Source organism: Nocardia sp. NPDC057455, from assembly GCF_042802775.1.
GTDB lineage: Bacteria > Actinomycetota > Actinomycetes > Mycobacteriales > Mycobacteriaceae > Nocardia.
Genome location: NZ_JBHVDM010000164.1, coordinates 1 through 6,291 on the forward strand (window position 1 = coordinate 1; position 6,291 = coordinate 6,291).

Here is a 6,291-nt window from a genome sequence, read left to right on the forward strand (position 1 = left end):
CGCGAGCCATGAGGGGGCCGCGAACACGCAGCGCCGAAGGCGCTGCCAATAGACACCGTGTGATGATGGACGAGTGAACTTCTGGCCAGCGCCCCATGTCGAGGTCCCCGTACACGCGACCGTGACCCTGCCCGGTTCGAAATCGATCACCAACCGGGCGCTCATCCTGGCCGCCTTGGCCGACGGCCCCTCCACGATCACCGGTGCGCTGCGCAGCCGGGATACGAATTTGATGATCGCCGCGCTGTGCGCGCTCGGCGCGGACATCGAGGGTGCGGGCGACACGTTGACCGTGACCCCCGCGCCGCTGGGCGGTGGCACGGTCGATTGCGGGCTGGCGGGCACGGTGATGCGCTTCCTGCCGCCGGTCGCCGCGCTGGCGTCGGGCGATGTCGCGTTCGACGGTGACGAACAGGCCAGGATCCGTCCGTTGCGCACCATCCTGGACGCGCTGCGGGCGCTCGGCGCCGAGGTGGACGGCGACACGCTGCCGTTCACGGTGCACGGCAAGGGCGCGCTGCGCGGCGGCACCGTGACCATCGACGCGTCCGGATCGTCACAGTTCGTCTCCGGCCTGCTGCTGTCGGCCGCGCGCTTCGACGAAGGCCTGGTGGTGCACCACGACGGCAAGGCGCTGCCCTCGATGCCGCACATCGAGATGACGGTGGAGATGCTGCGCCGCGCCGACGTACGGGTGCAGGCGCCCGCGGACAGCCGGAAGGCGCAGACCTGGACCGTGGAGCCGGGACCGATCCGCGCGGTGGACTGGGAGGTCGAGCCGGACCTGTCCAACGCGACCCCGTTCCTGGCCGCGGCCGCGATCACGGGCGGCACGGTCAGCATCCCGCACTGGCCGCGGCTGACCACCCAGCCGGGTGATGTGATCCGCGAGATCCTCGTGCGCATGGGCGCCGAGGCGCGGATCTTCGACGGCGTGCTCACCGTGCACGGCCCCGACCGGCTGGCCGGCATCGACATCGACCTGCACGACGTGGGTGAGCTGACGCCCACCGTCGCCGCGCTGGCGGCGCTGGCCGATTCCCCGTCCGTGCTGCGCGGCATTTCTCATCTGCGCGGCCACGAAACCGACCGGCTGGCCGCGCTTTCCACCGAGATCAACCGCCTCGGCGGCAAGGTGACCGAGACCGAGGACGGCTTGGAGATCGTGCCGACCGACCTGCACGGCGGCAAGTGGCATTCCTACGCCGACCACCGGATGGCCACGGCGGGAGCCATTCTCGGCCTCCGAGTGCCCGGCATCGAGATCGAGGACATCGGCACCACGGCCAAGACCCTGCCGAACTTCGTCGCCCTCTGGGAGCGGATGCTCGAACCCGCGCTATCCGACGAAGGAGCGGCGCACTGAGCGGGGGACGGCGCTCCGCCGCCAGCTACGACGAATCCGACGTCCGGGTTCGTCCGGGGCGGAGTTCCCGTCCCCGCACCAAGACCCGGCCGCAGCACAGCGACGCCGAGCCGGCCATGGTGGTCTCGGTCGACCGGGGCCGCTGGGGGTGTGTCCTCGGTGGCGATCCGGAGCGCCGCATCGTCGCGATGCGGGCCAGGGAACTGGGTCGCACCCCGATCGTGGTCGGCGATCAGGTGGACGTGGTCGGCGACCTGTCCGGGCGACCGGACAGCCTCGCCCGCATCGTCCGGGTCACCGACCGTCGAACGGTGTTGCGCCGCACCGCCGACGACACCGATCCGTACGAGCGGCTCGTGGTCGGTAACGCGGAGCGGCTGTTCATCGTGGTCGCGCTCGCCGACCCGCCCCCGCGCACCGGTTTCGTGGAACGGGCGATGGTCGCCGCGTATGCCGGTGGGCTGCAACCGGTTCTGTGCCTGACCAAGCACGATCTGGCCGCCGACTCCGAATTCGCCGCCGCCTTCGACGATCTCGACCTCACCATCGTCTACGGTGGCATCGACGATCCGCTCGAGCCGGTCCTGGACCTGCTCACCGACCATCTCACCGCGCTGATCGGCCACTCCGGCGTCGGCAAGTCGACGCTGGTCAATCGTCTCGTGCCCGATGCGGAGCGGGCCGTGGGCGTGGTGTCCGGGGTGGGCAAGGGCAAGCACACCTCCACCCAGTCGGTCGCGCTCCCGCTGCCGGACGGCGGCTGGGTCATCGACACCCCGGGGGTCCGATCGTTCGGCCTGGCCCACATCACCCCGGACGACGTCATCGCCGCCTTCACCGATCTCGCCGGCGCCATCGAGGACTGCCCGCGGGGCTGCACCCATCTCGGCCCGCCCGCCGACCCCGAATGCGCGCTGGACGAGCTTCCCGGCAAGGAACGCCGGGTGGCCGCCATCCGCCTCCTGCTCGTCGCCCTGACCTCCAACGATCCCTGGTAGGCGACTCAGTGCCCGTCCGGTTGTCCTGGCGCGAACGGCCACTCTTCGAACCACCTACAGCGGCCGCCCTCGTCGAAGCGCAAAATCCACAGGTCTCGCCACCGTGCCGGGGTGTCGCGCGCGTATTCCACCTCGACCCGGACCACCGCGGTGTCCCCGTCCACCGCGACGATGTTCGATCGCAAGGTGAACGGCTCATCGGGCCCGTCCCGGCCGCTTTCCCAGAAGTCGGCGAGCGCGCCGAGACCGGTCAGCGGCTGCGCCCACGGCGAGACCAGGTATCCGGCGTCCACGGCGAACAGGTCGGCGAGCTGTTCCGTGCCCGCCGACCGCCAGGCGCGCACGTATCCGGCGACCCATGCCTCGACTGCTGTGCGGTCCACGCCAGGAAAATACGCCGGCCCGCCCAGCGGTTCGGCGTGTTCGATTGCGTGTCGTGGTGCGCGCCCGTTCATGGATGCTCCGGCACCGCTGTTCAGCGTTGTTGCGGGCCGCAGCGCGCATCGACCTGTCGGCCCGGCAGATGATCGGGCGCGAGTGGTCGTCCCGTGCAGCCGTGCTCGCAGGCCCAGCGCACTCGACGGTGCTGATTTCTTCCACCATGCGGACGGACTACTCACCGGAAACCATGGTTCCGGATCGGCGGAAATCCGCTGCCACGTCTGCGGGCCCGGTCGCGCACCCGAACGCTCGGCGTGACGCCCCGACACACCGCGATGGACACACACCTCCTCGGCCCGAGATCTTGCTGACGTGGTCGGGATGCGGATCCACCTGCGAAAACGAGTAGCTCGCTACTCAAGATCGGGCCCTCGATCACTCGGAGAATTCTTAGCTAGTTCCATACCGAGTGGTCCGTGAGGGAGGCCCGCATGCGCATGTCCGGAGCCACGGCGCCGTCCGGCGGGGGTGGGCTCGGGCTGCACCGCGCACGGTTGCTGCAACGTCTGGCATACGCCGACGTCGCGGTGCTCGTCGCGCCGGCAGGCTCGGGCAAAACGCAGCTGTTGCAGCAGTTCTCGGCCGGGTGCGAGGGGCAGGTCGCCTGGTGCCGCACCGATCCGGACGACATGGACGCCGAGCGCTTCACGACCAGGCTCCGGGCCGCCCTGGCCGCCGGGCCACGCACACTGCTCGTCGACGACTTCCATTTCGTGGTCGGGGGGCCGGCCGAATCGGCCTTCGAACGCGTCGTCCTGGCGGGTTCGGCCGCGGCCGACCGGGTGCGCGTCGTGCTCGGCACCCGGGTGCGCCCGACGGTCAATCTGGTCCGCGCCGAACTGGGCCGGGTGACGATGCTGTCCGGTGACGACATGCGATTCCGCTGCTGGGAGGTGGAGGCCCTGTTCGCCGACTGCTACGGCCGCCCGCTGCCGCCGGAGGACGCGGCGGCGCTCTCGCGGCACACCGACGGCTGGGCCGCCGGGTTACATCTGTTCCATCTCGCCACACAGGCGCTCGGCGCGCGTGACCGGCGCGCGGCCATCCACGCCCTCAGCGGACGGTCGCGCTACCTGCGCGGGTACCTGGCCCGTACCGTCCTCGGCGAGTTGCCCCCCGAACTGTGCGAATTCCTCCGGCGCACACACGTTTTCGAGACGGTAACCGCCCGGCGTTGCGACCTTCTGCTCGGCCGCACGGATTCGGGCGCGCTGCTGGCCGAGCTCGACCGGCGACAAGCCATGACCAGCTCCGACGACGATGGGCACAGCTACCGCTACCACGAGGTACTGCGTCACCATCTGGCCGCGGCGTTGCGTGAGCAACTCGGCACGGCCGAGGCGGCGCGGTGGTGCGCGCGGGCGGCGGCACAGCTCGAACAGGAGGCGGCGCACGCCGAGGCGGCGCGGTTGTTCGCGCGCGCGGAGCGATGGACCGACGTGGCCAGACTCCTGCAGGAGCACGGCGACCGGGTGGCAGGCGACCGGCACAGCCCGGTCTGGTGCGAAGGACTGCCCGCCACGGTGGTCGACGACGACCCGTGGCTGAGCACGGCGACCGCCCGCCGGGAGGTGGCCGCCGGGCGGCTGCATCGCGCGTCCCTGCGGTACCGGCACGCCGAACAGTTGTTCACCGAGCCCGGCCTGCGCGACGCGGTCGCCAGGGAACGCCGCTTGGTCGACATCTGGCTGGACGCGCCCGCCCGGCCCGAACTGCATTGGGTCGATCGGCTCCGCGCGGCGACGATCCGCTACCCGCTGGACTACGTCACCGACGAGATCGACTGTCGCGGGGAAGCTTTCGCGCAGGCCGGCGCCCTGTTGCTGGCCGGGTACGTCTACCGCGCCTATCACCGTGCCCAGGCGGCGGACAGCGGCGCACCGCTGCTGCTCGACCTGTGGACCCAGTTCGTCGGGGCCGTCGCCGCGCTCGTCTGCGGCGACGACGTGACGACCAGGATCGAACACCTCGCCGGTGACGCCGAGCAGGGCGGCGCGATCATGCTGGTGCGGCTGTGCCGCGCGCTGTCGACGCTCGGCGCACCCCGACGCTGTACCGAAGTCGCCGACGAATGCGACGCCGTCGGGGATCGGTGGGGGGCCGCGTCGGCCATCGCCATCGCCGCGTGCCGGGAACTGCTCGCGGGTGAACCGTCGGCGGCGATCTGGCGGATGGCCGACGAACGCTACGCCGCGTTGCGCGCCGACACCGCGCGGGCCTGGGTGCTCGCGTTCGAGGCGATCGCGGCGCTGGTGGAGAGCCGGCCAGGGGCGGTCGCGATGCTCACGCGTGCGGAGAGGTTCGCCCGGACAACGGGTGTTCCCGGCGCCCAGGTCATCGCGCTGCTCGGGGCGAGTGGGCTGCCGGGAGACGCGGGCGTGGGCCGCCTCGCCGCGGCGCGGACGCTCGCCGCCGAGATCGGTATGCCCTGGCCACGCGTGCTCGCCGAGCGTGTGCTGCGGAGCGAGCCCGCGACGGCGGACCCGCCGCCCACCCCGGCGGCGGCGCCCCGGCTTCGATTGCGGTGCCTGGGGACATTCGAGGTCGAAGTGGACGGCGTCGCGCTGGACTGTCAGACGCTGCGACCCCGGGCCGCCGCGACGCTGCGCTACCTCGCCATGCGCGCTGGACGGGCCGTGCACCGGGAGGATCTCGTCGCGGCGCTGTGGCCCGACCTGACCGCCGAGCGGGCCAGGCAGAACCTCCAGGTCACCGTCTCGGCGGTACGCCACTTCCTGGAACCGACCAGCGGACGCGGAAAGTCGGCATTGCTGGTGCGGCAGGGCGAGACGTACTCGATCGCGCTGCCCGGAGACAGTAGCGCCGACGTGGTCGCGTTCACCGCCGCGGTGGACGCGGCACAGTGCGCGCTGCGGCTGGGTGACGACGCCGCCGCGCACCGCGCGCTGACCGCCGCGCTGGCGGAGTATCGCGGCGACCTGCTGCCCGCCGACGGCGCGGCCGAATGGGTCGTATCGGAACGGGATCGGCTGCGCACGCAAGCTTCCCTGGCCGGCGCCGCGCTGGCGGAACTCGAGTTGCGCGGTGGCGAACCGGCCGCGGCCATCCAGGCACTACAGCACAGCCTGCGCATCGACCCGTATCTGGATCGCGCGTGGCGGCTGCTGATCGCGGCCTACGATCACGCGGGCGATCTCGCGGCCGCGCAGCACGCGCGCCGCGACTACGCCCGAGTACTCGACGAACTCGGGGTGGACGCCGCCCAGCCGCTCACGGCTGCTGCGGCACCAGCTCGAACGGTACGTTCGCCGGGCGCAGCGACTCGACAGCACGCGCGATCCGTGACCGGTTGACCTCGTCCCAGCGATCGGTGGGCACCCGGACCACCAGCCGCGGCGTCGGCGAGCCGGGAGCCGCGGAATCCGGGGTGCGCGACCACCGCGCGCCACCGCTGTCGAGCACCTCGACCTCGCAGCCACAGGTCCGCCGGATGTGCTCGCGCAGCGCCGCGACGCCGCCCCGGCG

General features: G+C 71.9%; 4 protein-coding genes and 1 pseudogene. 3 read left to right on the forward strand and 2 right to left on the reverse strand.

What is annotated here, in order from left to right; genetic code table 11:
- The first annotated feature begins 73 nt into the window (after window positions 1–73).
- Both aroA and rsgA read left to right on the forward strand, forming a co-directional pair.
- A complete protein-coding gene (gene aroA, locus ACFU5M_RS33740; RefSeq protein ID WP_379055556.1) occupies window positions 74–1,366 on the forward strand; it encodes a 3-phosphoshikimate 1-carboxyvinyltransferase in 1,293 nt (430 codons plus the stop codon).
- 116 nt (window positions 1,367–1,482) lie between these two features.
- Window positions 1,483–2,364, forward strand: coding sequence for a ribosome small subunit-dependent GTPase A (rsgA, locus tag ACFU5M_RS33745; protein WP_379055558.1), 882 nt, complete (start codon window positions 1,483–1,485; stop codon window positions 2,362–2,364).
- A gap of 5 nt (window positions 2,365–2,369) precedes the next feature.
- On the opposite strand, the gene ACFU5M_RS33750 is transcribed toward rsgA, so the two are convergent.
- Window positions 2,370–2,747, reverse strand: a complete 378-nt coding sequence (locus ACFU5M_RS33750) for a YybH family protein (RefSeq protein WP_379055560.1) — start codon at window positions 2,745–2,747, stop codon at window positions 2,370–2,372.
- A gap of 489 nt (window positions 2,748–3,236) precedes the next feature.
- On the opposite strand from ACFU5M_RS33750, the gene ACFU5M_RS33755 reads away from it, so the two are divergent.
- Entirely contained in the window at window positions 3,237–6,119 is a 2,883-nt protein-coding gene (locus ACFU5M_RS33755) for a BTAD domain-containing putative transcriptional regulator (protein ID WP_379055562.1), read from the forward strand.
- Here the strand turns inward: ACFU5M_RS33755 and ACFU5M_RS33760 are convergent.
- Window positions 6,037–6,291: pseudogene (locus ACFU5M_RS33760) on the reverse strand (hypothetical protein); the annotation flags it as partial. The gene ACFU5M_RS33755 and the pseudogene ACFU5M_RS33760 sit on opposite strands and share 83 nt — an antisense overlap.

Excerpts from the sequence above, each read along its gene's own strand:
- rsgA (WP_379055558.1), top strand. The coding sequence starts at position 1,483 with ATGGTGGTCTCGGTCGACCGGGGCCGCTGGGGGTGTGTCCTCGGTGGC.
- ACFU5M_RS33755 (WP_379055562.1), top strand. The coding sequence starts at position 3,237 with ATGCGCATGTCCGGAGCCACGGCGCCGTCCGGCGGGGGTGGGCTCGGG.